At 45.2% G+C, this 26,578-nt stretch carries 28 protein-coding genes and 1 pseudogene; 16 read left to right on the top strand and 13 right to left on the bottom strand.

Annotated elements, in window-relative coordinates; genetic code table 11:
• From ACQEXP_RS17885 to queF, 6 genes and pseudogenes are all read right to left on the bottom strand, one after another.
• Positions 1 to 237: pseudogene (locus tag ACQEXP_RS17885) on the bottom strand (type VI secretion system tip protein VgrG); the annotation flags it as partial.
• 314 nt (positions 238 to 551) lie between these two features.
• Positions 552 to 1,328 carry a flap endonuclease Xni gene (gene xni, locus ACQEXP_RS17890; protein ID WP_269377898.1) on the bottom strand — a complete coding sequence of 259 codons (777 nt, stop codon included), beginning with the start codon at positions 1,326 to 1,328 and terminating at the stop codon, positions 552 to 554.
• A 64-nt stretch (positions 1,329 to 1,392) separates the two neighbouring features.
• Positions 1,393 to 2,757, bottom strand: a complete 1,365-nt coding sequence (gene ppnN, locus ACQEXP_RS17895; RefSeq protein WP_331427376.1) for a nucleotide 5'-monophosphate nucleosidase PpnN — start codon at positions 2,755 to 2,757, stop codon at positions 1,393 to 1,395.
• Between the two features lie 196 nt (positions 2,758 to 2,953).
• Positions 2,954 to 4,519: a GGDEF domain-containing protein gene (locus ACQEXP_RS17900; RefSeq protein WP_269377896.1), complete on the bottom strand. Its 1,566-nt coding sequence runs from the start codon at positions 4,517 to 4,519 to the stop codon at positions 2,954 to 2,956.
• Positions 4,520 to 4,623: 104 nt separating this feature from the next.
• Complete coding sequence (locus ACQEXP_RS17905; RefSeq protein WP_426971128.1) at positions 4,624 to 6,894, bottom strand: tetratricopeptide repeat protein; 2,271 nt, start codon at positions 6,892 to 6,894, stop codon at positions 4,624 to 4,626.
• A gap of 12 nt (positions 6,895 to 6,906) precedes the next feature.
• On the bottom strand, positions 6,907 to 7,752 hold the full coding sequence (queF, locus tag ACQEXP_RS17910; protein ID WP_269377894.1) for an NADPH-dependent 7-cyano-7-deazaguanine reductase QueF: 846 nt from the start codon (positions 7,750 to 7,752) through the stop codon (positions 6,907 to 6,909).
• Between the two features lie 82 nt (positions 7,753 to 7,834).
• On the opposite strand from queF, the gene syd reads away from it, so the two are divergent.
• Together syd and ACQEXP_RS17920 are read left to right on the top strand one after the other, a co-directional pair.
• Positions 7,835 to 8,380 (top strand): SecY-interacting protein, encoded by a 546-nt coding sequence (syd, locus tag ACQEXP_RS17915; RefSeq protein ID WP_426971129.1) that lies wholly within the window; start codon positions 7,835 to 7,837, stop codon positions 8,378 to 8,380.
• 2 nt (positions 8,381 to 8,382) lie between these two features.
• Positions 8,383 to 9,159: a Zn-ribbon-containing protein gene (locus tag ACQEXP_RS17920; protein ID WP_426971130.1), complete on the top strand. Its 777-nt coding sequence runs from the start codon at positions 8,383 to 8,385 to the stop codon at positions 9,157 to 9,159.
• Positions 9,160 to 9,188: 29 nt separating this feature from the next.
• On the opposite strand, the gene ACQEXP_RS17925 is transcribed toward ACQEXP_RS17920, so the two are convergent.
• The 4 genes from ACQEXP_RS17925 to ACQEXP_RS17940 are packed head-to-tail and all read right to left on the bottom strand — an operon-like array spanning position 9,189 to position 11,556.
• Positions 9,189 to 9,368, bottom strand: a complete 180-nt coding sequence (locus tag ACQEXP_RS17925) for a DUF2897 family protein (RefSeq protein ID WP_269377891.1) — start codon at positions 9,366 to 9,368, stop codon at positions 9,189 to 9,191.
• Positions 9,369 to 9,376: 8 nt separating this feature from the next.
• A complete protein-coding gene (locus tag ACQEXP_RS17930) occupies positions 9,377 to 10,051 on the bottom strand; it encodes a M15 family metallopeptidase (protein WP_426971150.1) in 675 nt (224 codons plus the stop codon).
• Between the two features lie 2 nt (positions 10,052 to 10,053).
• A complete protein-coding gene (dapE, locus tag ACQEXP_RS17935; protein ID WP_426971131.1) occupies positions 10,054 to 11,187 on the bottom strand; it encodes a succinyl-diaminopimelate desuccinylase in 1,134 nt (377 codons plus the stop codon).
• A 21-nt stretch (positions 11,188 to 11,208) separates the two neighbouring features.
• Complete coding sequence (locus tag ACQEXP_RS17940; RefSeq protein ID WP_426971132.1) at positions 11,209 to 11,556, bottom strand: ArsC family reductase; 348 nt, start codon at positions 11,554 to 11,556, stop codon at positions 11,209 to 11,211.
• 204 nt (positions 11,557 to 11,760) lie between these two features.
• Here ACQEXP_RS17940 and ACQEXP_RS17945 point away from each other — a divergent pair, with 204 nt between their 5' ends.
• Positions 11,761 to 12,048, top strand: a complete 288-nt coding sequence (locus ACQEXP_RS17945; RefSeq protein ID WP_138973720.1) for a winged helix-turn-helix domain-containing protein — start codon at positions 11,761 to 11,763, stop codon at positions 12,046 to 12,048.
• Positions 12,049 to 12,088: 40 nt separating this feature from the next.
• On the opposite strand, the gene ACQEXP_RS17950 is transcribed toward ACQEXP_RS17945, so the two are convergent.
• Positions 12,089 to 12,448, bottom strand: a complete 360-nt coding sequence (locus tag ACQEXP_RS17950) for a DUF4156 domain-containing protein (RefSeq protein ID WP_269377888.1) — start codon at positions 12,446 to 12,448, stop codon at positions 12,089 to 12,091.
• Entirely contained in the window at positions 12,432 to 12,767 is a 336-nt protein-coding gene (locus ACQEXP_RS17955; RefSeq protein ID WP_269377887.1) for a DUF2956 domain-containing protein, read from the bottom strand. Before ACQEXP_RS17955 ends, ACQEXP_RS17950 begins: the two co-directional genes overlap by 17 nt.
• A gap of 60 nt (positions 12,768 to 12,827) precedes the next feature.
• Here ACQEXP_RS17955 and ACQEXP_RS17960 point away from each other — a divergent pair, with 60 nt between their 5' ends.
• Positions 12,828 to 13,379 carry a TPR domain-containing protein gene (locus ACQEXP_RS17960; RefSeq protein WP_426952079.1) on the top strand — a complete coding sequence of 184 codons (552 nt, stop codon included), beginning with the start codon at positions 12,828 to 12,830 and terminating at the stop codon, positions 13,377 to 13,379.
• 89 nt (positions 13,380 to 13,468) lie between these two features.
• On the opposite strand, the gene nrfA is transcribed toward ACQEXP_RS17960, so the two are convergent.
• On the bottom strand, positions 13,469 to 14,833 hold the full coding sequence (nrfA, locus tag ACQEXP_RS17965; protein WP_426971151.1) for an ammonia-forming nitrite reductase cytochrome c552 subunit: 1,365 nt from the start codon (positions 14,831 to 14,833) through the stop codon (positions 13,469 to 13,471).
• 540 nt (positions 14,834 to 15,373) lie between these two features.
• Here nrfA and nrfB point away from each other — a divergent pair.
• The 12 genes from nrfB (at position 15,374) to flaG (ending at position 26,562) form a co-directional block, all read left to right on the top strand.
• The gene (nrfB, locus tag ACQEXP_RS17970) at positions 15,374 to 15,961 is read left to right on the top strand and encodes a cytochrome c nitrite reductase pentaheme subunit (RefSeq protein WP_269377885.1); all 588 of its coding nucleotides are present in this window, start codon (positions 15,374 to 15,376) and stop codon (positions 15,959 to 15,961) included.
• Position 15,962: 1 nt separating this feature from the next.
• On the top strand, positions 15,963 to 16,649 hold the full coding sequence (nrfC, locus tag ACQEXP_RS17975) for a cytochrome c nitrite reductase Fe-S protein (RefSeq protein WP_269377884.1): 687 nt from the start codon (positions 15,963 to 15,965) through the stop codon (positions 16,647 to 16,649).
• A gap of 2 nt (positions 16,650 to 16,651) precedes the next feature.
• Positions 16,652 to 17,623, top strand: a complete 972-nt coding sequence (nrfD, locus tag ACQEXP_RS17980; RefSeq protein WP_269377883.1) for a cytochrome c nitrite reductase subunit NrfD — start codon at positions 16,652 to 16,654, stop codon at positions 17,621 to 17,623.
• Positions 17,624 to 17,625: 2 nt separating this feature from the next.
• On the top strand, positions 17,626 to 19,521 hold the full coding sequence (locus tag ACQEXP_RS17985; RefSeq protein WP_426971133.1) for a heme lyase CcmF/NrfE family subunit: 1,896 nt from the start codon (positions 17,626 to 17,628) through the stop codon (positions 19,519 to 19,521).
• Positions 19,499 to 20,035 carry a DsbE family thiol:disulfide interchange protein gene (locus ACQEXP_RS17990; RefSeq protein WP_426971134.1) on the top strand — a complete coding sequence of 179 codons (537 nt, stop codon included), beginning with the start codon at positions 19,499 to 19,501 and terminating at the stop codon, positions 20,033 to 20,035. The genes ACQEXP_RS17985 and ACQEXP_RS17990 overlap by 23 nt, the downstream gene beginning before the upstream one ends.
• A gap of 53 nt (positions 20,036 to 20,088) precedes the next feature.
• Positions 20,089 to 20,502, top strand: coding sequence for a heme lyase NrfEFG subunit NrfF (nrfF, locus tag ACQEXP_RS17995; protein ID WP_269377880.1), 414 nt, complete (start codon positions 20,089 to 20,091; stop codon positions 20,500 to 20,502).
• Between the two features lie 108 nt (positions 20,503 to 20,610).
• The gene (locus ACQEXP_RS18000) at positions 20,611 to 21,069 is read left to right on the top strand and encodes a DUF2919 domain-containing protein (RefSeq protein WP_269377879.1); all 459 of its coding nucleotides are present in this window, start codon (positions 20,611 to 20,613) and stop codon (positions 21,067 to 21,069) included.
• Positions 21,070 to 21,151: 82 nt separating this feature from the next.
• A complete protein-coding gene (locus ACQEXP_RS18005) occupies positions 21,152 to 22,054 on the top strand; it encodes a Dyp-type peroxidase (protein ID WP_426971135.1) in 903 nt (300 codons plus the stop codon).
• Between the two features lie 128 nt (positions 22,055 to 22,182).
• Complete coding sequence (locus tag ACQEXP_RS18010; RefSeq protein ID WP_269377877.1) at positions 22,183 to 23,316, top strand: flagellin; 1,134 nt, start codon at positions 22,183 to 22,185, stop codon at positions 23,314 to 23,316.
• A 250-nt stretch (positions 23,317 to 23,566) separates the two neighbouring features.
• Positions 23,567 to 24,700: a flagellin gene (locus tag ACQEXP_RS18015; protein WP_269377876.1), complete on the top strand. Its 1,134-nt coding sequence runs from the start codon at positions 23,567 to 23,569 to the stop codon at positions 24,698 to 24,700.
• A gap of 228 nt (positions 24,701 to 24,928) precedes the next feature.
• Positions 24,929 to 26,062 (top strand): flagellin, encoded by a 1,134-nt coding sequence (locus tag ACQEXP_RS18020; RefSeq protein WP_269377875.1) that lies wholly within the window; start codon positions 24,929 to 24,931, stop codon positions 26,060 to 26,062.
• 71 nt (positions 26,063 to 26,133) lie between these two features.
• Positions 26,134 to 26,562 (top strand): flagellar protein FlaG, encoded by a 429-nt coding sequence (flaG, locus tag ACQEXP_RS18025; protein ID WP_269377874.1) that lies wholly within the window; start codon positions 26,134 to 26,136, stop codon positions 26,560 to 26,562.
• The last annotated feature ends 16 nt before the right edge of the window (positions 26,563 to 26,578 follow it).

Consider the following 26,578-nt stretch of genomic DNA (forward strand, 5'->3'; position numbering starts at 1 on the left):
TACGCGCTGCACCAACACTTGGTTGCGGTACATACGCAGCTCGACCTGTCGATCCACCACTTGGTCTGCGGTTAAGTCATGCCGGCGGCTGGCTAAGGTGATTTGATAACAAAACCCGTAACAAGGTCGATGATGAAACACGCTGGCAGACAAGGACTCTTGCCCTTCGAACTGAGTCACAACCAAGGCATCATCGCCAAGTCCTTCTACATTTATGGTGTACGCTAAAGTGGCCATTTTTTCTCCTAGGGGAAAGGGAGAAAGCCATAACGTTAACGCACAGCACCACTCATGGCGGTTAAAGATTAAGGCTTCCTAGATACCCAACATAGCGAGGGGGACGTGTGAGCACTTTCCCTTGAACGCTTGTCATTTGAATCACACTGATTTTTCATCTTTATGCTGTTGGTTGAGTATCAGGATTGTTTCAATATCAAACAATTTGATCTAAGTCCTATTGCTTGATGAGAAGATAATGGCAATTTAGGAGCGAGTGGTTAACGTAGAAGTGGGTCAACTTACCTTGTTTGGTTGGTTAAGGTACGAATTTTTTACTCTTTCGCGCCAGTAAAACGAATATCTTGTAAGTTAAAACCAAGCTCTATATCCGTTTTCAGAGCGGCTATTTGTTTGCATCGGCGCGCTGACTCTATATGTTCATCGAGTTTTTTTCTGTACTTAGCGGGGAGCTCTTCACTGGCGTAAGCTTGTTCGATATCTTCAAATTGATTCAAGATCTCTTTTGCGGCTTTGGGACCAATGCCTGGTACACCCGGTACCTGACTTGAGCTAATCCCGGTCAATCCCCAGTAATCCGCCAATTGCTTAGATTTAACGCCAAACTCATTCTCAATAAATGGTTCATCTAACCAACGATGTTGGAAGTAGTCACGGATTTGCAGAGTCGGTGAGAGCAACTGACAGTAGCCCTTATCTGTCGATACAATAGTGACTTTCTCATTGTGGTTAGCGACTTTCATGGCGAGTGTCGCTACTAGGTCGTCAGCTTCATCACCATCAGAAAGTAACGAATCGATTCCAATCTTCCACCATGCATCTTGGATCGACTCTAACCCTTTTAGTAAAGGGTCTGGCATTGGTTTCCTATTTTGTTTGTATTCTGGAAGTATTTCCGCTCGCCATCCTCGCTCTTGCAAGTGGTGGTCAAACACAGCGATGATATGCGTCGGTTTGGACTCAGACAATATCCTATGCAGGGTACGAGACGTGGTTGAGATCGTTCTTGCTATATCGTTGGGATCAGGTTGGGCTGAATGGACTCGGCGGATCAGGTTTAGCGCGTCGATAATAACAAGATGAATAGACATACAAATCAAAAAAATAAGGGCACAGGGCCCTTATTGTATCGGATGAAGCTAAGAATGCCAGTCACTAACTACTGGTCTTAATCTGATAGCAAGGTTCGTATGCGGTGCCCCCTGGCAGTTTCATACGGTCTTGCTCAACGAAGTCTCTAAGCAACTTATCCATTTTTTTCATCAGAGTCGCATCGCCATCCAATATAAATGGACCGTGTCGTTCAATCTCTCTGATCCCTTCTGCTTTTACGTTACCAGCCACGATTCCAGAGAAGGCTTGACGCAAGGCTGCGGCGAGATTTTCTGGGCGTTGATTGAGGTGCAGATCAAGGCTCGACATATTGTCATGTGTTGGGTCAAACGGTAACTGAAACTCTGGCTCAATTTTTAGTGACCAGTTGAAGCTGTAGGCGTCACCGGTGTCTTTACGGTGTTGACGGACTTCTGCCATGCTCTGTTTCATGATTTGAGCGACTTTGGCAGGGTCGTCGACAACAATCTGGTAATGCTTTTGAGCATCTGGACCGAGCGTATCCCCAATGAAGCGGTCGATAGAGTTAAAGTATTCTGCGCTCTCTTTTGGCCCTGTGAGTACGATACGCAGAGGTTGATCTGCGTTTTCTGGGTGCATCATGATACCCAAAATGTATAGCAACTCTTCTGCGGTACCTGCGCCTCCAGGGAAGATAACAATACCATGCGCCATTCGTACAAACGCTTCTAAACGTTTTTCGATATCTGGCATGATAACCAGTTCGTTAACGATCGGGTTTGGCGGCTCTGCGGCAATGATCGATGGTTCAGTGAGACCAAGATAGCGTTGATCATAGTAACGTTGTTTGGCGTGTCCAATTGCCGCACCTTTCATCGGCCCTTCCATTGCGCCGGGACCACAACCTGTACAGATATTCAACTCACGTAGACCCAGTTCGTTACCGACTTCACGTGTGTATTGGTACTCTGTTGCATTAATCGAGTGGCCACCCCAGCAGACAACAAGGTTAGGTTCGATACCCGGAGTGAGTGCCCCCGCATTGCGCAGGATACCAAAAACAAGGTTGGTGATATGGCTAGCATTGGTTAAGTTGAGACGCTGATTGTCCGCAAGGTGCATGTTAACGTAGACGATATCACGCAGAACCGAGAACAGATGTTCTTGGATACCTTTGATGATTTCTCCATCTACGAACGCATGTTCTGGAGCGTTACTTAGCTCTAGTTTGATACCACGCTCACGGCGCACCACGTTTACATCAAATGATTTGTACTTATCCAGCAGCTCTTTTGAGTTGTCAGTATGACTACCTGAGTTAAGTACCGCTAGAGTACAGTTACGGTAGAGTTGGTAAAGATCACTCGCAGCAGTTTTCTTAAGGCGCTCAACTTCAAGTTGAGATAGTAAGTCCATACTGCCAGCTGGACTGATATGCGTGATCATAGTGACCTCCTTGAACAGCACTCTAGTTGAGTACATTATCGTTGTTATTCTTGTCCTTATGAGTCGCCAACAAGTCGTTATTGTTCAGCAACGGTCTTTTAAGCTTAGCAGGTTTTTGATGATATGAAAGCTAACTGTTTGATATATATAGATCAATCACAGTTTCATTGTGGCAGGAGAGTTGGAGACAGAAGGTTTAACGCCAAACGAGCTGGTTTTTACCGATGCTTTTCGCTTCGTTCAGGCACAAGTTGATTCGTTCTAGTACTTCTTCTGGAGTGTCAGAATCTTTGAAAGCTGTGCTTGCTGCGGAAAGTGTAATGGTCAAATTACGGTCACGGAATTTGAATGGCAGTTTAGAGACTTGTGTCTGTATCGTCTGAATAAGATTAAATGCGTCAGTGTCTGTGACTTCTGGCAGCAAAAGAATGAACTCTTCGCCAGAAAAACGTGCAACTGTGTCGGTATCTTGCAGCTCTTTCTTGATGGTACGAGCGATGATCTTAAGGGCTTTGTCTCCCGCCGCATAACCAAAACTGTCGTTGATCGACTTAAAGCCATCAATATCCAGCAGTACCACTCGTAAGCAGTGTTGGGCGCGAATCCAGCGTCGATACTCGAGTTCTAATCGATCTGTGAAGGCTGCACGGTTGTACACCTTTGTTAGTGGGTCCAACAGCATGCGTTGAGCTTGATCTTCTAGGCGACGTCGGTAGTCTTGAGTGACTTCAAACAGCGCTTCCAGCTGATTCTTGCCATAGTTCATTCTATCGATTAACGCTTGCTCACGCTGTTCTGCGTGCTTTAGGCGTTCCGTCAAAGAATTGAGTTGAACAAGTAGCGGTGTAACTTGTGATTTCAGCGACTCCAGATTGGTTGCCGACGTCACTTTCGCTTGAGTATCGCTCAGCAGATCGGTTAGTTCACCGTTCATTTCTTGGCGATGTTCAAAATAACTGTGTGATTGCTGGACGTTTTGCGCTGAACTTTTCAGTGTGGATGACAGAGACGCATTGACTTGTTCTAGGAACTGTTCAGAGGTTTTACGCTCATAATGGGTGCCATCAATGACCAACTTGAGAGTTTGAAGCGTCATCTCAAGTAATACGTGGCTATTAACGCCAATAAGCAGTTTAGCTCGGATATCGGCCAGCAGTTCGCCTGATTCACCCTCAAAGTCCAGTTCAGTAATAAGGTGCTGTAACTCTTCAGACAACCTCAGCAGCAATTCACGGTCGGAGCTGCTGGAGATTTTATTAATGCTGAAATCAGGATTAGAAGTGATGATTTTAACAGAGCGTTCATAGAGACTGAGAAGACGCAGAGCTTGTTCTGCTTTTGAGTGCTCAAGACCGCTGGAGTAACTCAGTAGATCACGTAGATCGCGTTTTATCTTAGCGGGTAGCCCAGTAAGACGCAGCAGGGTTTCACCGCTGTGTTTAATTTGCGTGTCTAAGTGCTCTGTTTGTTTTTCCATAGCCAAGCCTTGTTGTTTAAGCAAGCGTTCTAATACCGCGAGTTTCGGTATTAGTGTACTGACGTCTTGTTGTTGCTCGATAGCTTGTTTTAGTTCTATTAGACCCGTCTGAAGTCGAGGGTTTTCACTTTTATAGGCGGCACTGAGCGACGCAATAATGCGTTGGAGTACCTTTTGTTCTCTTTTAAATTTGAACGAGGTATCCCTTTGTGTCAATCGAACCTGTTCCAATTGAGATTTCAGGTTGTGCAGCTGTGACTGAAGATCTTGTTCGAGAACGCCCATGAAAATCTAAACTTAAAGATAGAATCTATATTTATTTATTAATCTGTCGATAATATCAAATAAAACGAGGGCGTCACGACTTACCACGTTTGATTGACGAGCTTTTACTCATCTTTTAGTAGTTTTTTGATGCTGTCCTCATTCTTGAACGAAGAGTGTACTTTTATTAGCCCTTGGTTGATGGAATGCTTGCAAGCCTTGCGGATATTACCAGTGGCTAAACTTGCAGCAGGTGCGTTTTCAATGGCTTTTAAATAGACCCACTGACTTGAATGTTCTTTCATACTCAGTGTGCGAGCGGTACTGGTTGACATCAGTAGCACATCAATTAGTTCCTTATCATTAACCGCAGTGTACGCTCTTGGAAGGAATGGATAGTCTGCCATACCAATACGAATGACGCGGTTAAGAATTCGATCTGGCTTGAATTCCATGATCCATTGTTGGATCTTTTCGAACATGGCCTCTGGATCGGTACTGTCTTTACTATTTGGTTCGATATAAAGCAGATTGGCATCGGAAAAATGGTAAATACGCGCTGGGTGCTCCACTTTTTGTTGTAGATAATCGCCAAAAGCACGTTCTAATTTGAGTCCTTCCTGATAACCATGTTGAAGGTACATATTGCGCAGGAAAGGAACATCAATCATCACAAAACGTAAACGATCATTAAGTGGCTCATGTATCAGTTCCCCGACATGCCATTTTTCAAATTTGTGACTGCTTTCTTCTAGTGAAGCGGGCAATTTCGCATTGAGCATCCGTAGGTTTTTCAGCCCTGAACGAGAATGGGTATAAAGGTCTTCATTAAGTTCATCGAGCTCTTCTTTCTGGACATTGATTACGTGACCACGGCGCAGCAGGAAGATAAACAGTAAGGCGCAGAGAAGAAACAGCGTAAAGGTAATGTTTTGGAACTTACGATATTCGTTGTGTGTTTTCTCCAACTGCTCTTTTTGCCCGTTGAGATGAAGAGTTTGTTCGACGAACTCCTTCTGTTGACGAAATGCGTCTTCGCTGATCAGATCGAGTTGCTGCTGCTCAATGGTCGCCAAGGAGTTGTATTGAACCAGGTATTCGAGAGCAAGCTTATACTCTTTATTGAGTTCGTAGCCGAGGTAAAGCAACTGATACGCTGATTTTTGCGTGCCGATATCCTGCTGCTGTTTGGCAATCTCCAGAGCTTTACGCGCTTTAGTAATTACCTTTTGTGGCTCCTGCTTATGAAGCGCTAAACCGGATTCAAGGAGATACGCATAGGATTTTAAACGTGGAATATCCGCATAAGTCAGTAACTCTTGGGCTCGGTCTAAATACTGCTCAGCCAATGTGTAGTTGACTAGATGCAGGTAGGTAGCCGCAAGAGAGATGCGAATTTCAATCACACTCTCAATATTGTTCTGCATACGTTCATGATCCATTGCATTGAAGTAATGAACTAATGCGAGATTATATTTTGCCTGCTGGAAATAGATGTCCCCCATGCTTTTGAGAATGGGAGCAAGGGCAGGGGAGTTCTGATAGTTGTCAAAAAAGTCTGCCGCCTGTGAATAGTGGTCGTTGGCCTTATCTAATACCTTTCGTTCGTAGAAGAGCTTGCCCAGAGTTCGGTTGACCTCTGCTAGCTGTCGGGCTGAGTCTGTTTCAATCGATTTCCAGTAACTGATGAGGAGTTCAGAGAGTGCTCGATTGTACTTCTTGTTAGCAAGCAGGTGTTGACCTACAGTCGTGTGATACTCGATCCATGTGTGGATTGACTTCGCACTTTCGACATACGGCTTAGCTTCAAGGTAATACTCATCTGCGATGGCAATTTCACCTTCTTTTGACGCAATGGCGGCTTTAAGCATGATGATGTTGTATTTCAATCCACGAGCGAGCTGTTGTGAATTGTCAATCTGGTCAAACTCTTGTTCAACCTTTGATAGCGCGTCTCTTGCTTTGATTGCGTTACCATCAATAAGCCAGTTGAGCCTAAGTTCGTCGAGCTTGGTTTCGATAAGTAAATAAGGTAATCGATAGGTTTGAGCTAAGGTTTTCGCTTCTTGCAGATATTTGAGAGCGCCGTGGACATTACCGATATTAAAGTCTGCTTGAGCCAGTATTCTTAACGCATCGATAGTGCTACCCGGAGTGCGAGTCCGACTGTCGGTTTCATCTCGAGAAATGCCTGAAGGGCTCTGCTCAGTTTTATCAGATAAGGTACGCTGGTTTAGATAATCCGTCGCTAATTGTTTCGCCTGTTTGGGAACAATATTGACCAGACTATTGGCTTCGTTTAGTGATGGAGAAGAATACATCGTACTCGCCATCAGGGGTGAAGACACCATCAGCATCAAAGCGCAGATGCAGTGTTTCCAGCGTATTCTTATCATTCTGAGTATTTCCTATTGGCGAGCCATACGTTGATTATGATTTGGCTGGCTGTTCACATTTGAACGATATGGGTTGATATCCAAACCTCCGCGACGCGTGTAGCGCGCGTAAACGGTCAAGGTTTCAGGCTGACAAAATTCCATTATGTCAGTGAAAATACGTTCAACACACTGTTCATGGAACTCATTGTGTTCACGGAATGAAACGATATAGCGTAGCAGTGCTTCACGATCTATCTGCTTACCCTTGTATTGAATTTCAACGCTGCCCCAGTCTGGCTGGTTGGTGATTAGGCAGTTTGATTTAAGCAGGTGGCTGTGTAGGCTCTCTTCTACCACTTCGCCTGTTGCAGCACCTTGAATCAGTGTTCTGTCGAAGTCATAGCTAGTTATTTCGATGTCCTGCTCATCAATACACTCTCCATCCATAGTGACGATGAGTGAATCAGTGTAGTCGACAACAGAGCGAACGGTGACGGAAACCTCTTCACCAGCGCATTGAGACAGATCTTTGACCAATACACGCTCCACCTCGTCCCAAGATGAAAATTGGGTTTGATTGAAACTATTTAGGTAGAGCTTAAAAGATTTGGATTCGATTAGGTTTGCACTGGTCGCAGGGATTGAAACCTCGCCAATCGCAACTTGTGGCAACCCTTTGTCATTTAACCAAGAGAGTTCGTACAAAGTCCAAATATCACAGCCTTGGAACGGCAGGCTATCGCCAAGCTCAAGATCATCTCGGTTGAGGCTGCGAGGAACCGGTTGCAGTAGGCTCGGGTCATACTGGTTAGAATACTCAGTCTTTTGGCCTAAGGTTAGACCGGCAAGTTCTTTGGCGTCAGAATATTTGCTCATACTTTTGTTCATTTTCTATTAGAATGTCGAGAATTTTACGCAATCCCGCTGTTAAAAGCGAATATTCATGTTGGAGAATCTAATGGCTGATAATGCCTTACAAGCGTTACTCTCATTCAGTGAAAAATATCGTCAGGCACACTTAGATGTATCAGGTCAGTTACCGACGAGCACTGAGCTGGTGGATCTCGTCTCGCCATGCGTTGAGAGAAAGAGCGATGAGGCGGTAGAGTGGCAAGCTTGTCAGCGAGACACTCCTGCGGATTTTACCAATGTTGAAAGCGCGATAGAGCTAAGCCTGCATCAAGATATCAAGACCTTTTACGGTTCTCAATATAGCGCAGATATGGAGGCGACTTGGCAAGGCAACGAACTGACTTTGCTCCAAGTTTGGAGTGACGACGATTTTGTTCGACTACAAGAAAACATCTTAGGGCACCTTGTTACTCAACGCCGCCTAAAACTTAAACCTACGGTATTTATTGCTGCAACGGATGCCGAACTGGACGTGATTTCGATCTGCAACCTTTCGGGTAATGTCATCCTCGAACGCTTAGGGACGGATAAGCGAGATATCTTAGCGCAAGATATCGCTCAGTTTTTAGCGAATCTAGAGCCAGTGGTGTAAGTATGTATGTTGTAGAACTTCAGTTCGAGTGCTTCGATAACACGACCATCTCGGCAGTGGATAAAGCAATTAATGGTTTGATGGATGCGTTTCGTTATAACGGTCAAGTGCTAGGCCGTGAATTTCCAATTGTGATGGGGGATGGCGAGTTTTATGTTCGCGTCGTCTGTCCAGAGCAAGATAGTTTGCACCCTAACTACCACTCTGATTTTGTCAAAGTGTGCCTTAATCGCTTAACTGAAGCTTGTCTGCTGGCACCCAAAATGCGTTTACTTGGACGCGACCTAAACTCGGAAGAGGCGGCGGAACAAGAAGCGCCAAGCTGGCAAGTTTTGTATACCACGTATGTTCATACATGTTCTCCACTGCGTAGTGGTGAAACCCTGCTACCAATCCCACTTTATCGCAATGATCCGACGCTGAATGGTGACCATAAAGCCGTGATTAAGTGGCAGACAGAGTGGCAGGCATGTGACGAAATCCAGATGGCAGGTGGCTGCCGAGCAGAACATGCCGCTTTGCATGAGATTTGCGATACTGACAGCGTTCTATTTAAGCGTGGTTGGGATTTACGTGGTCGGATTGAGTACATCACTAAGATACCCACGTATTACTACCAATACCGTGTGGGTGGAAAAAGTCTTGCGGATGAGCAAGCGCGTAAGTGTCCAAAGTGTGGTGGAGAATGGCTTTTGGACCAACCCTTACACGATATCTTCTATTTCAAGTGCGACGCTTGTCGTATCGTTTCCAATATCTCTTGGGATCACATCAAGTAGTAAGAGACATGATAATAAAAGACCCGCAACTATTGCGGGTCTTTTTCGTTGTGGCTATCGGTTTTACTCTCTGACTCTTTTGTGGAATCAGGCTTCTTGTCCATCTGACCAAACTTCATCTTGGCTGTATATTTTAGTGCGGCAATGTTACCAATGATGACACTCAGAACAATAAAGATGATAACCCAAGGGTTGGTGAGGAGTTCCATCACAATACCTACTGACAAATATTACTAATAAACTGATTGTAGATCGTTTCTAGCTGCGCTAACACCGCTTGCTGACCCAAAATTGGCGCTCTCTCAAGCTGTTGCTTAAGAGTCGAGGGCGTCAATAGTCGCAAGCACTGCTCTGCACTAGAACGATGACTTATGTGCCATGGCTCAAAGGCAACGCCACCAAGGTCTTTTGCATAGGGGAAAAAGAATCCGTGCTGAGCAAGATTCTCTTTCAACCAGAGATAGAACTTAGCTTGATGACCGCTAAGATATTCCCAAGGCTCCAGTTGCAATTGAGTATCGGCTGGCAGGCTGTCTCGGTCAAAAAGATCGAAGTCGGTTCCCCAATGGTGGCGGCTGCCCCCTGGCAGGGCAGACCAGCGTAAAATGGCCATCACTTTTTGCTCTTCAGACAGGCCTCCCACCTCTAAAGGTTGGCTGTTACTGTCTAGAATCATGGTGTTTCCCGACATCTTGTTGTTCCAGATGGTTTTCTGACGCTCAAAGTCGCGAAATCCACTGGCGATGTTGAGATTAAAACCAGCCTGAGCAGCCGACGCTTTGAGGGACAACAGATCATGACTCACCTGTGGATGAACCAAAAAAGCTTTTTGCCCCACCATAGTTTCTACTAAATGGGAGCGGGTTTGTCCGGTTAGCTGCTCAGGTGTCATGATCACGCGAGTAAGTTCTCTAGAGTTTTCTGATACATAGCAGTGAGTTTCTCTAAGTCAGCGATTTTGACGCACTCGTTCACTTTGTGAATAGTCGCATTTACCGGACCTAACTCAACGACCTGACCCCCCATTCTTGCGATAAAACGGCCATCTGACGTACCGCCTGTTGTTAATAGAGCCGGTTTAGTCTGATTAACGGCGTCTACTGCATCAACGACTGCGTCAAGCAGTGCGCCAGTATCAGTCAGGAATGGGTCGCCGTTGAACGTCCATTTAAGCTCGTAATCCAGATCATGTTTATCCAGAGTCTCAGTCACACGCTCAACGATAATCTCGTTGCTAAGTTCAGTACTGAAACGCAAATTAAACTGCACGTTGAATTCACCAGGAATCACATTCGATGCGCCAGTTCCGGCGTGTACGTTAGGGATCTGAAAACTGGTTGGCGGGAAATAAGCATTGCCTTGGTCCCACTCAGTGGTCGCCAATTCATGGATCGCCAGTAGTGATTGATGAACTGGGTTGCGCGCCAAGTGTGGGTAAGCAACGTGACCTTGAATCCCTTTAACCGTGAGATCACCAGTAATAGAACCGCGACGTCCATTCTTGACCACGTCGCCGACCACTTCAGTACTGGATGGTTCGCCCACGATACACATATCGATGGTTTCGCCACGTTCCATGAGAGCTTCAACAACTCTGACCGTGCCGTTAATAAACGGACCTTCTTCATCTGAGGTGATGAGAAAGCCAATTGAACCTTTGTGATTTGGGTTCTCGGCGATGAATTGTTCTACTGCGATAATCATACTCGCTAACGAACCTTTCATATCCGCAGCACCGCGACCATGCAAAAACTCACCTTTAATGGTGGGTTCAAAAGGTGGCGTATCCCAGTGTTCTAGCTTTCCAGCAGGAACAACGTCTGTATGACCAGCAAAGGCAAAGAGTGGCGCTTCGGTGCCACGGCGAGCCCAAAAGTTAGTGGTGTCTTCAAACACCATCACTTCGATATTAAAGCCAAGAGCCTCAAGACGTTTAATCATTACATCTTGGCAGCCTGCATCTTCTGGTGTTACTGATTGACGGCTAATTAAATCTTTTGCGAGAGCCAGAGTCGGGCTGTCTGTCATCCTTGAAATCCTTTACTTATGTTATGAAAAAATAGCGGCGTACTGGTCGGCTTTAAAACCTAGGTGGTAGGTGCCATTGGCTACCAGAATAGGGCGCTTGATCATTGCTGGTTGTTCTACCAACAGTTCAATCGCACTGTGTTGGTCAAGATTGTCTTTTTGCTCTTGAGAGAGTTGGCGAAAGGTTGTGCCGCGTTTATTGACGACGTTCTCCCAGCCAAGTTGCTGACAGAATGTCTCAACCATCGCTTTGTCGATACCTTGTTTGCGGTAATCGTGAAAATGGTATTCCACTCCCTCTGCCTCAAGCCATTTTCTTGCTTTTTTGATGGTGTCGCAGTTAGGGATGCCATACATGGTGATTGTCATACTAGAACCTTCGAAAGTGACTTTTTTAATATGTTTTCTGCATCCTAGCAGGAACTACACAGCGAGACAAAAGTGTGATGGATATATTTCATTGAGCTAAAAAAAGATGTTTCAAACGATGACGATCGTAGAGTTTTTGATCGAACGCAACACACGCCGAGACAAAACAGAAATAATGACTCTAGAAATTTATAGGAGGTATCAATGGAATTGAGTCCTGTCTTTGCAAGGCGCTTGTATCTTGCACTGCTTGTTGAAAACTTAGAGCGCCCAAATGTGCCCAAGCTGATTGAGCAAACAGGCTGGCCGCGTCGTACCATTCAAGACGTGATTAAAGCATTACCGGGGATTGGCATTGAGCTGATGTTTGTCCAAGATGGGAGGCGTCACAACGATGGCTATTATCAATTATCGGATTGGGGACCGTTCGATAGCCAATGGGTTACCGATCGAAGATCGGATATTGCCGCCAGTTTAGGTTTCAGTGCTTAAACGAGGATTATCAACCTAGCGAGTTAATCGCTAGGTTTTTTTATTTCTCAGCATTACTAATCGGGCATATATACGCGTTGCCCATGACGGTGAACGAGGTCACAAAGTCTTGAGGGTGAACTAAGTAAACGGTATTCGCTCCCAGCTCTGAAGCGCGATTTTTGACATCATTTAGCGCTCCTTTAACCATTACGTCATTAGGATAAAACAGGTAACTATACCAGTGCCCTTCGCTGCCAGTGACTTCACCAAGCCAATGACACTCAGCCGCATTGAATTGGCTATCTAGCCTCAAATGCACCGCTGACGCGTCACCATTAATCTGAGTCACTGGCGTTGTACAGCCTGCAAGAAGTAGCGTGGCGAGTGAGGCAAGCAGCCCTTTATTTCTGAGTAACATAAATAAAAAATCCTATCCAACTTACGATGAGTAACAACCACGGAAGTATTGATGATTTAGCCGAAACTGGTTCTTGATCCCTTTGTGGCAATGGCTCTGATTGCTGAGTCGGTTGTTTGGCTTTCTGAACTCTTTTCTTCGCCTTATCTGCCTGACGAGAACGCTCTTTTTGTTGCTTTTTATACTGCGCAATGCCTTTTTCGATCCCTTGAGCAATCAGTTTAGTTTGCTCTTTGGTTTGACCGGGCTTTTGCGTAGCCTTGGCAATTTTCATTGCTTCTTGTTGTGTTTCCTGAGAGGGAACAACTTTGTTTTTCATGTTGATAGGTCTAGCTAGATCAAAGATGCAGATATCCTAACACGTTATAGTTATCAAATGATGATCAAAAGCTTGGGTATGCCAATGAAACGAACCTTGATTGCGAGTTTAATGCTGGCAATACCTTTGTCTTTGTGGTGGCAGGGAGACAAACCATCCCCCTCTGAGCCGATCGAACAAATCACTTCCTCTGATTGGATGAGCTCGTTACAGCAGCAGCTCAAGCAAGATCCCAACCAAGCGGAATTGTGGTTCCAGCTTGGTCATGGTTACATGAACAAGCAGGAGTTTCTATCCGCTCTTACCTGCTTTGACTACACGATACGGCTAAGCGACACACCGTCAGCGAGTCAGTTAGCAGCCAAAGCCAGTGCGCTTTATTATTTAGAAAAACAAGTGATGACTGACGAAGTGGATGCTTTGCTTGCTCAGGCCCTAAACCTTGAACCCAACAATCTCACAGCATTAGCTCTGATAGCGGGCGACCACTTTATTAGTTTGCGTTATCAACAAGCGATCGATATTTGGACACAAATGCTGGATTCTAACAGCACAGATTTAGATCGCGTGTCGATTATTCACTCTTTGAACCAAGCGAAAGCGATGCTCTAAATAGCCCGAATTGAGAGAGTGTTTGAGCCGTGTGAAAGGCTTATAAAAAAACCGGCGTATTTCGCCGGTTTTTTATTTTCATGCTTTAGTTAGTATTTTGATTCACGTGCTTCTGCCGCTTTTTCCCAGTCTGGAACGACGGTTTTGAGGAAGTTTTCTTTCTCAGCATTCATCTTATCCATATCCATACCAAGTGCTTTTTGAGCAGCCGCTTTAGTTGAAATGTCAGGGAGTTCAACTGGCTCTGTGATGCCTTTCTTCGCTAGGAGGCGGACGATCTTAGTACGAGCATCCGCAGCGCGGTCTACCGCAGTACCGAGTACTTCAAGTGCCACTTCAGGTGCGTGCATATGAACACCGTGAGAGGCGATAGCGTAGTCCCAGCGCCACTGAGCATGACGGATATCTTGAAGGATGTCTTTCATTTCCTCTTCGGTTGCACCAGCATCCCACGCAGCGCCTGCTTCAAAGTGAGCCGCGACAATTTGTTTTTCGGCAGTCAGTTTCATGTTTAGTACTTGTGCCTTACGGGTTGAAACGATGTCACGTAGCTGATCTTTAGATTGAGTGTGGCAGTTTGCACAGGTATCTTCAAAGCGGTCAAATGGGTTACCCACTTTGTGGTCTGTGTAGACGGTACCGTCTTCCTTGGTCACTTTAGGCATATGACAATCGACACAAGCGACTTTGTTCTTACCGTGAATACCATCACGCCAAGTTTCGTAACCAGGGTGCTGCGCTTTTAGCATTGGGGCTTTAGATACTTTGTGTGTCCAGTCTTTAAAGCCAAGTGCGTCGTAGTACTCTTCCATTTCGCCAACAGTGGTGCCACGATCCCATGGGAACTTCACAGACTTGTTCGGGCCAGTAAAGTAGTACTCTACGTGACACTGTCCACATACCGAAGCTTGCTGATCCAGGCGAGATTGTTTTTCAAATGGTTTATCGATGGCCTGGAATGCACGTTCAACGTATGGTTTGGCTAATGCAAGCGCAGGTTCACCATTTTTGAACGCTTCGCTACGAGTGTCGTGACAGTCGGCACAACCAATTGGGTTAGCAATCTGATCACCTAGACGCGCCCATTTACCTTGGAAGTAACCATCTTCACCACGCTCGTCAATCACACGACCGACGTCAGGGCTTTTACAGCTCCAACATGCCATTGGCATTGGACCGGAGTTTTCGTCTTGTGGCGCACCCGTACGCAGAGTCTGACGAACATCGTCTAATGCGTAAAAGTGACCACGAGCTTTGTTGTAATCTTTAGCAAAGCCATAACCAGCCCACATGATAACCATGTTGGGGTCTTCTGCTAGCGCGTCTTCAATATGTTCGCTTTCTGACGTCGCTTTCCAAGACTCGTACTGGTCTGGGTGCTGTTGTTGGTAGGCGTCATTACGAGGATCAATTAAGCCTTTTTCGTCGGACGCAGCAAAGCTAGTGACGCTCATTAGTGAGCTAACCACAATTGCTAATGCTGCAGCGGATTTTGGTATCCAATGCAATTTATTCACAGTGCTATCTCCGTATTCTGTTTTTTATTAGCAGCGTTGTGAACTGGCTATATTCCAAACTAAGAACTGGAGAAACTGAAATACATTGTAATAAATAGAAATAAATTAAATAACTTATTAATAATCCATCATTGTTCAAGATCAATTTTGGACAGTGATCCAGTTCAAATTAGTGTTTCCATACCTCTTTAGGGGTATCTATTTGATTGTCTTTACTTAATGAAACTTATTATCATCAATAACTTAGTGCGGGTTGGTGAAAATATATTCGGTGATTCAGATCGAATTTTGAACAGTTTGATGTACCTCTTTAGTGTAGGAAGAGTACTATATTCTTAATAGCGTTGTGGCTTATCCAAAATAAGAATTGATCTCATTTGGTGTGTTTTTTATCGCACATCGAAAGACTTTAATTTTAAACCGTATATCAACTTATTGTTTAATCAGTAAATGGTACGGGAATAAGGAAAGGATAATATGGGCAATATAAAGTTGGCCATAGTCATAATGCTTAAGTCCCTTCTAGCATTTTGCCTCTATGGTTATTCTCTTCATGCCGTTGCCGACACTTCAACTGTGCAGTCTGAAGGAACATCAGCACGTCATGAAGTCACGCTTATCCGTGACAAAGATTACAAATGTATTCAATGTCATAAGGATTCTAAACAAACACTCGCGGGTTCTCATGGCGAAGACGCACTTAAAAAACTGGGACGAGAAGTCAACTGTACTGAGTGCCACAACAATATAGGACCAGACCACCGAGAGGGTGCGCCGCAAGTTACTAAATATTCTAGTGCTCAATCTGCATCGGGAACCGATAAAGTCTTCCTTGATCCAAAAGAGATTCTGAAAGCGAATAGTCAGTGCACCGATTGTCACACACCAGAAAGACTGCGTGATGACAGCTGGACTCATGATGTTCATGCAAAAAATCTCACCTGTTCAAATTGTCATGATGTTCATGCAAACAAAACTAAAGTGTTGGCTCTTGAGAAGAAAGAGCGCATCAAGCTTTGTGTGGATTGTCACGCCGATTTTAACCAGTTGAAGAAGGAGAAGTAGTATGAGTTGTTCTAGACGAAACTTCTTAACCGGCGCAGGCGCTGTGATCTTCACTACAGGTGTGGCAGGAACCGCGGTGTTCAATAGCCGAAAAACGTTGGCGAATGTTGAGCAGGATGGCAACAAGTTATACGGCATGATTCACGATGAAACCGCTTGTATCGGATGTACTGCGTGTACTGAAGCGTGTCGTGAAGTAAACAAGGTTCCGGAAGGTGTATCTCGCCTTGAGATTATTCGCAGTGAACCACAGGGTGAGTTTCCTGATGTTGATTACCGTTTTACTCGCAAATCTTGTCAACATTGTGAAAACCCACCGTGTGTTTATGTTTGTCCAACTGGGGCGGCATACAAAGATGAGAAGACTGGCATTGTTGATGTACACAAAGAGAAGTGTGTCGGTTGTGGCTACTGCTTAGCGGCCTGTCCTTATCAAGTTCGCTTCTTTAATCCTGTAGACCATTCCGCTGATAAGTGTAACTTCTGTCGTGACACAAACTTAGCACAAGGCAAGCTTCCTGCTTGTGTTGAGTCTTGCCCGACGAAGGCGTTGACCTTTGGTGATCTCAATGATCCAAACAGTGAGATAAATCAGGTATTGAACAGTGAAGTTGTGTATCGCGATAAGGTACATCTTGGCACTAAGCCTAAGCTATACAAAGTGCCTCACCAGAAAGGGGAGATCTGATAATGAATGGTTTTGAAAGTGCATTCCACTTTGACTCTCTGGTGTGGGATTGGATCATCGCAATCTATCTATTCCTCGCTGGTATGTCTGCTGGTGCGGTAATGATTTCACTTTATCTAAAACGTAAAGTGATCGAAGGCGATCCGGCTAATAATGGCATTATGAAGGCGATGGCTTGGCTGGCACCATTTGGCATTATCTCGGGACTGACAATTTTGATTTTCCACTTAACCAAGCCTTTGTCGTTTTGGAAAATCATGATTTTCTATAACCCAAGTTCGGTAATGTCGATGGGTGTTATTCTCTTCCAGGTCTACATGATCGTATTGTTCATCTGGATTGGAATCTTATTCCGTCACCAAGTTATCCAATTCTGTGATGGTAAGCTACCGAGTAAATTGCTTGATTTTGCCGATGGCTTCTTGATTAAATCAGGTAAGTTCTCTAACGCTATTGAGCTATTTTTGGGCTTCCTAGCGATTGTTCTAGCGGCGTACACAGGCTTCCTGTTGTCTGCTCTGAAAACCTATCCAATGCTTAATAACCCTGTGTTGCCGATACTATTCTTGTTCTCAAGTTTGTCATCTGGTGCTGCGGCGTGTTTGATGTTTGGCATCTTAGTCTTTAAAGAGTCTGCAACAAGCCCAAGTGTTTCTTGGGTACATAGCTTTGAGCGTCCCGTTGTGATGTTTGAGCTTTTTGTACTGGTCACTTTCTTTACTGGCCTAATTTTTAGCGGTGGTCAAAATGAAGTGGCGGCTTGGAATGCAATTGGAGGCGGTTTTTGGTCCAACTGGTTCTGGTTCGGTGTCGTGCTGATTGGTATGGTGCTGCCGCTAACTCTTAATGCAGTGACACCAAAAGAAACACGTCACAATGGTGGTTATATCTTGATGGTAACCACATTGAGTTTGGTTGGCGTACTGATGTTACGTACTTTTATTCTCTATGCTGGTCAAATGACGGTTGTATAAATATGGTAGGAGAGTTGGGCCATTTGGCACTGGTTTTGGTAACGCTTTCCAGCACGGCTGCTAGTGTTCAATATGCATTGCAAAAGTGGCTTCGCCATGGCAACACACTCTCTTTATCATTCCTTGCAAGGTTCAATGGCGTGGCTGCGTCATTGAGCCTTGTTTTGTTAGCTTACTTATTTATTAGCGACCAGTTTCAGTTTCAGTATGTCGCGTCTCACTCAAATACCGCGCTCCCGCAGTTTTTCAAGGTTGCGGCGGTTTGGGGTGGTCATGAAGGGTCAATGCTGTTTTGGGTGTTCACCTTAGCGGTATGGGCTGGATGTATTTCCTTTATTCGTTCCGCCCCCCATGCGTATCTACAGGATGTACTGTGGATTATGGGGTTGTTTGTTGCCGCTTTTGGTTGGTTTACTCTGATAGCGTCTAACCCATTTAGCTATGCGGAGATCTGGCTTGAACAGGGACGAGATTTGAACCCAATGTTGCAAGATATTGGGCTTATTTTTCATCCCCCTTTGCTCTATTTGGGCTATATCGGATTTTCGACGGTTCTCGCGTTTGCACTTGCCGCTTTGATGCAGCCAAGCTTTTTCCAAAACTGGGTTGAGTTGGCAAAACCTTGGGTTATCTCGGCGTGGGCATTTTTAACCCTTGGCATTGTGGTCGGCTCTTGGTGGGCTTATAACGAATTGGGGTGGGGCGGCTGGTGGTTCTGGGATCCCGTCGAAAATGCTTCTCTACTGCCATGGTTAACTGGGACTGGTTTACTCCACGCTATGTTAGCGGCGCGTCGTTATGAACAGCAGAAACGCGCCGCCTTGATTCTTGCGCTTATCACTTTTAGTCTCAGTATCCTCGGAACGTTTATTGTTCGTTCTGGGGTGCTGACTTCTGTTCATGCATTTGCGGTCGATCCGAGTAAAGGTATCGCTTTACTGGCTATTTTGGCCGTGACATTAATTTGCTCATTCTCACTGCTGTTTGAACGCGGTGAGGTGGTCAAAAGCAAAACTATCAAAGCGATATTCAGCCGTAGCTACTTGGCTACTGCCTCGGTAGGGTTGTTAGCTGTTGCAAGTTTCACCGTGTTTCTCGGTACCTTTTACCCAATGATTTATGAGTTGATTGGCTTAGGTTCCGTTTCGGTAGGTGCACCTTATTTTAATACTTTGTTTCTCCCACTGACGGTCATTGCATTGTTGCTCATGGGTTTTGTTCCGGTTTTGAAATGGCACCATGGCGCCTACTACTCTGTTACTCAGTTGCTGTTAATGCTGACAGGGGCAATGTTGGTTGGCTGTGTGGCGTATTGGGTGCAGGTCGATCAACCTTCACCTTTGCTGTTCCTTATATGGGGACTTGGCGTTTGGGTCGTATTGAGTCATGTGCTTTTTTGGCTGCAACAATCTCGCAGTCTCTTTATGGTACTTGCCCATATCGGACTTGCGATAAGTGCGGTCGGTGCGGTCATGAATGCTGAGCACTCCTATGAAGCGAGTTTTAAGATGGCGGATGGTTCATCAATAACATTTTCCGATTGGAAGGTTGATTACATAGAAACTCGTTGGGCTATTGGCCCCAATTATACGGCGGAGCAGGCATGGCTGCGCTTTTCTAATCAGGACAACAGCTTCGATTTGATTCCGGAGCGTCGCCATTATCCCGTTCGCGTAATGAATATGAGTGAGCCTGCTATTCGGTCTTTTTGGTATGGCGACTACTATGTTACGCTCGGTAGCAAAGTAGATTCTCGCGCCTATGCGGTGAAAATTCAGTACAAAGCTTACATTGGTTGGATATGGGGTGGGGCTTTGATGGCAATGTTGGGGGCGGTTTTCCCATTGTTATCTCTAAGACGCAAAGAGGCAGTACATGGCGTTATCAAGCAGGCATAAAATCGCCGTATTCATTGCAGTTTTAGTTGGTTTTATCGGCTTTCTTATCGCTGGGCTAAACTCACAGCAGCTTGGCTCACAAACCAACCCTGTTGTGCGTGCGTTTCCCAGTATGCCAGTGGAACTGTTGATCAGTGAACAAATCAAACAGAGTCCTGAGCTGTTTACCGACGAATATCAACTGGTGAATGTCTGGGCCTCATGGTGTGGGATATGTCGTCAAGAACATGACTATCTCAATCAGTTGCAAAAGCAAGGTATTCCGATTGTTGGGCTTAACTATCGAGACAATCGTTCGGGAGCCGTTAACTATCTGGCTCAACTCGGCAATCCATACACTGATATTATTTTTGATCCAAAGGGAAAATTATCCTTGGATCTTGGTGTGATAGGCACACCAGAGACGTACCTTGTCACACGCCGCGGTGAGATTGTTTACAAGCATTCCGGACTATTAAGCGAACAAGCTTGGCGCAAACATTTTTCCCTTTATTTCGATCAGAGTAAGAGTTAATGCCCGTTCGGTATCTGCCACTATTTCGTCTGTTATGTTTAACGTTGTGCTCAATGCTGAGTTTTCACGCGTCTGCTGAAGAGCAAGCCCTTTTTGTAGCAGCGACTCATGAGCAAAATGTTCAGGTTGAGCTGTTTGAGTTCGAGACACCTCAATTGCAAAAGACCGCCATTGAGCTAGCGAAATCACTGCGCTGTCCACAGTGTCAGAATCAGAATTTGATAGAGTCTAATTCACCAATTGCCAAAGATTTAAGGCTGATTGTGTTTCAAAAAATCAACCAAGGGGAGAGTGAGCAGGAAGTAGTGAACTTTATGACTGCCCGCTACGGTGAGTTTGTTTTATATAAACCATCATTCAGTTCGTCGAACGCACTCTTGTGGCTTGCGCCAGTCCTACTGCTGGTTCTATTTCTTGTTGTATCTATGATGCGTGTCCGCCGTTCATCAGCGAGCGGTGAGAGTTAGAGCGGATCTCTGGTGTAAGACGACGAGTAAAGATGACAATTTACTGATAGAAAATTCTGCTCATTGGTATAGAGTGGGGTTTGTATTCATAGCAGTAGTTAGATATCAGTGCGTTACGCAATAGAACAATATGACCAACACGGTTTTCTCAAAGCCCCAAGACTTCTTTGGTTAGGCTGGTTGTTTATGGCCAAGGCTTGGGTAGTATTTGTTGTAGCCGGAGCCAGTCGTGACAGTGGGAGTAAGATTCTATCCATCGTTTATCCTGATCACAGCATGCTTTATCTCGGGCTGGCGATGGGAGTGCCTAGCATAGCCCTGATGTGGATGATTAGCTTACGCAGTCCGGAGCGGAGTTGGATCAACCAAATCGTCTCATGGGGAAGAAGTGTGACTCTGGTGACAGCAAGCGCGCAGTTGGCACAAACGTTCTATCATGTCTACCTCACTCACGGGGCCTTCAGCTGGGCTAATGGTGCAGTGATGCTACTCCTGCTATGGTTTATTCTCTACGTAGCGAAAAGTCGTAGTGTAAGAGACTGCTTTCACAACCCTGCTACACAGTGATCGTTCGAAGCGATGATCGTTGTCAATATATTGAAATCAAAACGAAATACACTGAGCAAAAAATAATAGTGAGGAAATAAAAATGTCATACCCTCAAAGTGCAATCCTTCCTGAAGCTGGACCATTCGCACAATACACCTTGCTCAAGGTGACTCAAAATCCACAACACGTTTTAGAACAGTTAAAAGCGCTCCCAGCATTGGTTGAACAGCTTAACGATCAGCAACCTGGTGCGGAACTGACACTCTCCATTGGTTTTACTAAAGCGTTCTGGAGCAAGCTAGATGTTACTGTGCCAGCAGAACTGATCGATTTCCCACAACTGGGTGAAGGGGATGTCGTCGCACCAAGCTCAGACGTTGATGTGTTGATTCATTGCCACTCAAACCGTCATGATTTGCATTTTTACCTACTTCGTAAGTTCTTTGCTGAAGTGTCTGAACAGGTTTCGGTTGTCGATGAGACCTACGGTTACCGCTATCTAGACTCTCGTGATATGACCGAATTTGTTGATGGGACCGAAAACCCGAAAGAGGCCCAGCGAGAAGAAGTGGCTATCATTCCACAAGGTGAGTTTGCGGGTGGTAGTTACGTAATGGTGCAGCGCTTTATCCATAACCTTCCTTCTTGGAATCGCCTCAATGTGTCGGCACAAGAGAAAGTGATTGGCAGAACTAAGCCGGACTCCGTTGAGTTAGATGATGTGCCAGCGGCGTCACACGTTGGTCGTGTCGATATCAAAGAAGAAGGCAAAGGCCTTAAGATTGTTCGCCACAGCTTGCCGTACGGTAGTGTTTCTGGTGAGCATGGATTGCTATTTATTGCCTACTGCAACACCTTACACAACTTCAAAGCGATGCTAGAAAGTATGTATGGCGTAACGGATGGCAAAACAGACCAGCTGCTGCGCTTTACTCATGCCGTGACAGGCGCTTACTTCTTCGCTCCTTCAGCTCAAATGTTGGCAGATCTGAAGTTAAAGTAGTCAGGCATAAGCCGTTATTAGTTAATCAGTTAAAGCCGAACCTAAGGGTTCGGTTTTTTATTTTTTTATTAAAGAAAACCTCAGATTGCCGATAAAGAGAGTAACCCGAAAGAGGACAACGCAACTTTATGACAATCACGGTGAATACGAACGTCTCAGCAATGACAGCGCAACGACACTTGTCGAAGGCGACCGAACTGCTGAATCAATCTCTGGAGAGACTCTCTTCAGGGAATCGTATTAATAGCGCTAAAGATGATGCAGCAGGGTTGCAGATTTCCAATCGCCTTGAGTCACAGATGAGAGGGTTAGATGTCGCGATGCGTAATGCCAATGACGGTATTTCGATTATGCAGACGGCAGAAGGTGCGATGAACGAAACCACCAACTTGCTTCAGCGCATGCGTGACCTCTCCCTTCAATCCGCGAATGGTTCAAATAGTCGAGCTGAGCGAGATGCCTTGCAAGAGGAAATGAGCGCTTTAAACGATGAATTGAACAGAATCGCCGAAACCACCTCTTTTGGTGGTCGAAAATTGCTCAACGGTTCGTTTTCGTCTTCTTCTTTTCAAATTGGTGCCAGTTCAGGTGAAGCGGTACAAGTTTCACTCAAGAATATGCGTTCAGACAGTTTGGACATGGGCGGCTTCAGCTACATTGCTGCGGGTAAAGCAGACCGTAACTGGCAAGTCGCTCAGGGCAATAATAAATTGGTGATGCAATACACCAATGCTCAAGGTCAGCAAGAGACCATCAATATTACCGCTAAAGTGGGTGACGATATCGAAGAACTTGCCACTTATATCAATGGGCAAACCGATAAAGTCTCCGCGTCAGTTAATGAAGAAGGCCAACTGCAAATCTTTATGGCAGGTAAGCAAACTTCAGGAACCGTTTCTTTCTCAGGCAGCTTAGCGAATCAACTCAGCATGAATCTGGCTGGTTATGAAGCGGTTGATAATATTGATATCTCACAAGCTGGCGGTGCCCAACGCGCGGTATCGATTATTGATACCGCTTTAAAGTATGTTGATAGTCACCGTGCCGAACTTGGTGCAATGCAGAACCGTTTTAACCATGCGATTAATAACCTTTCCAACGTCAACGAGAATCTATCGGCTTCCAATAGCCGAATTAAAGATACTGACTACGCGAAAGAGACAACCCAAATGGTTAAGCAACAGATCTTACAACAAGTCAGTACTTCAATACTGGCTCAAGCTAAACAGCAGCCAAACTTGGCGCTGACGCTATTAGGCTAATTCTCAAAAAAGAGAATATTATCGACAGGCCTAAAAGAAGCTTTAGCGAAAAAATGACTTTTTTTACTCTTTTTATCTCTTAGTCACGTTTTTATCGCCAAATGTATTTTTTTTAAGAAAAAACGAAAAAAATACTCAAGGTTTTCGAAACCGCGCCGTTAATAAAAGTAACTTTTGAGAGAACTACAAACTTTGGTTTTCCGAGACGTCGGAAACCGGATACATCGGAAAATCAAACGGAGAAATCACCATGGCAGTGAATGTAAATACTAACGTAGCAGCAATGACAGCACAGCGTTACCTAAACAGCGCAAACAACGCACAACAAGTTTCAATGGAGCGTTTGTCATCTGGCTCAAAGATCAACAGCGCTAAAGACGATGCAGCGGGTCTACAAATCTCGAACCGCTTAAACGTTCAAAGCCGTGGTCTTGATGTTGCAGTACGTAACGCTAACGACGGTATCTCTATCGCGCAAACTGCTGAAGGTGCGATGAACGAGACAACGAACATCCTGCAACGTATGCGTGACCTATCGCTACAATCTGCGAACGGTTCAAACTCGAAATCAGAGCGTGTTGCAATCCAAGAAGAAGTGACAGCACTTAACGATGAACTAAATCGTATCGCTGAAACTACGTCATTCGGTGGTAACAAGCTACTAAACGGCACTTACGCGACTAAGTCATTCCAAATCGGTGCTGACAACGGTGAAGCAGTAATGCTAACTCTGAACGACATGCGTAGTGACAACATCGGCATGGGCGGTACTAGCTACCAAGCTGCGAACAGCAAAGATAAAGACTGGACTGTTCAAGCGGGTGCTAATGACCTAACAATCACACTGACTGAAAAAGACGGTGCTGAGCAGACAATCAACATTTCTGCTAAAGCTGGCGACGACATCGAAGAGCTAGCGACTTACATCAACGGTCAAACTGACATGGTTAAAGCGTCAGTAAACGAAGATGGTCAGCTACAAGTGTTCGCTGGTAACAACAAAGTTGAAGGCGCAGTAAGCTTTGCTGGTGGTCTAGCGGGTGAGCTAAGCATGGGTGAAGGTAAAGCAGTAACTGTTGATACTATTGACGTAACATCTGTAGGTGGCGCGCAAGAATCTGTAGCGATTGTCGATGCAGCACTGAAATACGTAGATAGCCACCGTGCAGAACTTGGTGCGTTCCAAAACCGTTTCAACCACGCGATTAACAACTTAGACAACATCAACGAAAACGTGAATGCGTCTAAGAGCCGTATCAAAGATACAGACTTCGCGAAAGAGACAACTGCACTAACCAAGACTCAAATTCTGTCTCAAGCTTCAAGCTCTATCCTTGCACAGGCAAAACAGGCGCCAAACTCGGCACTAAGCCTACTAGGTTAATTGAGACCTTGATCAAAAAATCCAGCTTCGGCTGGATTTTTTTGTTTCTACTAACCTATTGATCTCTAAGGTAAATGTTACGCCGTGCGTTAAAAGTTTAAAAAAAGGCGAAATTTATTTCTAAAGGTATTTTTTAGCGGGCCGTTAAAGGATTGAGAGAAATGAGATGTATCAAAGCGAGGTGAGAGACGCTGAGATGCATCGCCCTAATGCCTAAGGAGATCAAATATGGCAATTAACGTAAACACGAACGTGTCTGCGATGACTGCTCAGCGCTACCTTAATGGTGCGACTGATGGCATGCAGAAATCGATGGAGCGTCTATCTTCGGGGTACAAAATTAACAGTGCCCGTGATGATGCTGCTGGACTACAAATCTCAAACCGCTTGAACTCGCAAAGCCGTGGCTTAGACATGGCCGTAAAAAATGCGAATGACGGTATCTCTATTGCACAGACAGCTGAAGGTGCAATGAATGAGACGACCAACATTCTGCAACGTATGCGTGATTTGGCACTTCAATCTTCGAATGGTTCTAACTCTCGTTCAGAGCGTATTGCTATTCAAGAAGAAGTAACCGCTCTTAACGACGAATTAAACCGTATTGCAGAAACGACCTCTTTTGGTGGTAATAAACTGCTTAACGGTACATTCGGCAGTCAATCTTTCCAAATTGGTGCGAGCTCAGGTGAAGCTGTTCAACTATCGATGGGGAATATGCGTTCTGACACCATAGATATGGGTGGTAAAGCGTACATTGCTCAAGATGGCAAAGCATCGGATTGGACCGTCTCTTCAGGGGCGACTGATCTTACCCTAGGCTATACTGATGTACATGGTGAGGCAAAAGAGCTCACGATTAATGCTAAAGCTGGCGACGATATGGAGCAGTTGGCAACGTACATTAATGGTCAGAGTGACGATGTAAAAGCTTCGGTAGGTGAAGAAGGTAAACTACAACTGTTTGCGGCTTCAAATAAGGTTGCCACAGACGTCACAATCGGTGGTGGTTTAGGTTCAGAAATCGGTTTCGGTGCTGCTCAAGAGAGAACAGTTGCCGATGTTGACGTTACTTCAGTAGCAGGTTCTCAGCTTGCTGTTTCTGTTATTGATGGCGCTTTGAAAACGGTTGACAGTCAACGTGCTGAACTGGGTGCATTCCAGAACCGTTTTGGACACGCAATCAGTAACCTAGACAACATCAATGAGAACGTTAATGCTTCTCGTAGCCGGATTGTTGATACAGACTATGCGAGAGAAACTACTGCGATGACTAAATCGCAAATTCTTCAGCAAGCGAGTACATCTGTCCTAGCGCAAGCTAAGCAGTCCCCGTCGGCAGCACTTAGCTTATTAGGTTAATCGATAGGTTCGACAGGAGCTTATTGGTACAACATTATGTTGTGACCTGCTAAGGTGGAAGGGAGATCGTTATGGAAATACCATCCTACACATCGAACATCCAGCCTTATGGCTCAGAAAGTGGCACTAAACTTGCTTCTAAGTACGATGGTGTACAGCAAGTTTCCTCGCAAAAGGAGCAGGTCTCTACAACTGAGGTAAGCGAAAAAGCGTCTCAAACTGTTGAAAAAGCAATCGAAGCCTCGCAAGAGAGGGAGAAGCTAAACAGGGCGGAGCGTGAAAGGATTGTTGAGCAGATGAATGATTTCATATCATCTATCAATAAGGGCTTATCCTTCAGGGTGGACGAAGAGTCCGGTAGAGATGTTGTAACGATATATGAAGCGGATACTGGTGATATTATTCGTCAGATACCCGATGAGGAAATGTTAGAGATCTTACGACGCCTGAGGGAACAGACGGCCCGATATTCATCGGGACTTGTTAACCAAACGGTGTAATCGTACTTGAGGTGAG

Origin of the sequence: Vibrio sp. TRT 1302, from assembly GCF_050113875.1 — a bacterium.
Classification (GTDB): domain Bacteria; phylum Pseudomonadota; class Gammaproteobacteria; order Enterobacterales; family Vibrionaceae; genus Vibrio.

Excerpts from the sequence above, each read along its gene's own strand:
- xni (WP_269377898.1), bottom strand. The coding sequence starts at position 1,328 with ATGTCTATTCATCTTGTTATTATCGACGCGCTAAACCTGATCCGCCGA.
- ppnN (WP_331427376.1), bottom strand. The coding sequence starts at position 2,757 with ATGATCACGCATATCAGTCCAGCTGGCAGTATGGACTTACTATCTCAA.
- ACQEXP_RS17900 (WP_269377896.1), bottom strand. The coding sequence starts at position 4,519 with ATGGGCGTTCTCGAACAAGATCTTCAGTCACAGCTGCACAACCTGAAA.
- ACQEXP_RS17905 (WP_426971128.1), bottom strand. The coding sequence starts at position 6,894 with ATGATAAGAATACGCTGGAAACACTGCATCTGCGCTTTGATGCTGATG.
- queF (WP_269377894.1), bottom strand. The coding sequence starts at position 7,752 with ATGAGCAAATATTCTGACGCCAAAGAACTTGCCGGTCTAACCTTAGGC.
- syd (WP_426971129.1), top strand. The coding sequence starts at position 7,835 with ATGGCTGATAATGCCTTACAAGCGTTACTCTCATTCAGTGAAAAATAT.
- ACQEXP_RS17920 (WP_426971130.1), top strand. The coding sequence starts at position 8,383 with ATGTATGTTGTAGAACTTCAGTTCGAGTGCTTCGATAACACGACCATC.
- ACQEXP_RS17925 (WP_269377891.1), bottom strand. The coding sequence starts at position 9,368 with ATGGAACTCCTCACCAACCCTTGGGTTATCATCTTTATTGTTCTGAGT.
- ACQEXP_RS17930 (WP_426971150.1), bottom strand. The coding sequence starts at position 10,051 with ATGACACCTGAGCAGCTAACCGGACAAACCCGCTCCCATTTAGTAGAA.
- dapE (WP_426971131.1), bottom strand. The coding sequence starts at position 11,187 with ATGACAGACAGCCCGACTCTGGCTCTCGCAAAAGATTTAATTAGCCGT.
- ACQEXP_RS17940 (WP_426971132.1), bottom strand. The coding sequence starts at position 11,556 with ATGACAATCACCATGTATGGCATCCCTAACTGCGACACCATCAAAAAA.
- ACQEXP_RS17945 (WP_138973720.1), top strand. The coding sequence starts at position 11,761 with ATGGAATTGAGTCCTGTCTTTGCAAGGCGCTTGTATCTTGCACTGCTT.
- ACQEXP_RS17950 (WP_269377888.1), bottom strand. The coding sequence starts at position 12,448 with ATGTTACTCAGAAATAAAGGGCTGCTTGCCTCACTCGCCACGCTACTT.
- ACQEXP_RS17955 (WP_269377887.1), bottom strand. The coding sequence starts at position 12,767 with ATGAAAAACAAAGTTGTTCCCTCTCAGGAAACACAACAAGAAGCAATG.
- ACQEXP_RS17960 (WP_426952079.1), top strand. The coding sequence starts at position 12,828 with ATGATCAAAAGCTTGGGTATGCCAATGAAACGAACCTTGATTGCGAGT.
- nrfA (WP_426971151.1), bottom strand. The coding sequence starts at position 14,833 with ATGAGCGTCACTAGCTTTGCTGCGTCCGACGAAAAAGGCTTAATTGAT.
- nrfB (WP_269377885.1), top strand. The coding sequence starts at position 15,374 with ATGGGCAATATAAAGTTGGCCATAGTCATAATGCTTAAGTCCCTTCTA.
- nrfC (WP_269377884.1), top strand. The coding sequence starts at position 15,963 with ATGAGTTGTTCTAGACGAAACTTCTTAACCGGCGCAGGCGCTGTGATC.
- nrfD (WP_269377883.1), top strand. The coding sequence starts at position 16,652 with ATGAATGGTTTTGAAAGTGCATTCCACTTTGACTCTCTGGTGTGGGAT.
- ACQEXP_RS17985 (WP_426971133.1), top strand. The coding sequence starts at position 17,626 with ATGGTAGGAGAGTTGGGCCATTTGGCACTGGTTTTGGTAACGCTTTCC.
- ACQEXP_RS17990 (WP_426971134.1), top strand. The coding sequence starts at position 19,499 with ATGGCGTTATCAAGCAGGCATAAAATCGCCGTATTCATTGCAGTTTTA.
- nrfF (WP_269377880.1), top strand. The coding sequence starts at position 20,089 with ATGCTGAGTTTTCACGCGTCTGCTGAAGAGCAAGCCCTTTTTGTAGCA.
- ACQEXP_RS18005 (WP_426971135.1), top strand. The coding sequence starts at position 21,152 with ATGTCATACCCTCAAAGTGCAATCCTTCCTGAAGCTGGACCATTCGCA.
- ACQEXP_RS18010 (WP_269377877.1), top strand. The coding sequence starts at position 22,183 with ATGACAATCACGGTGAATACGAACGTCTCAGCAATGACAGCGCAACGA.
- ACQEXP_RS18015 (WP_269377876.1), top strand. The coding sequence starts at position 23,567 with ATGGCAGTGAATGTAAATACTAACGTAGCAGCAATGACAGCACAGCGT.
- ACQEXP_RS18020 (WP_269377875.1), top strand. The coding sequence starts at position 24,929 with ATGGCAATTAACGTAAACACGAACGTGTCTGCGATGACTGCTCAGCGC.
- flaG (WP_269377874.1), top strand. The coding sequence starts at position 26,134 with ATGGAAATACCATCCTACACATCGAACATCCAGCCTTATGGCTCAGAA.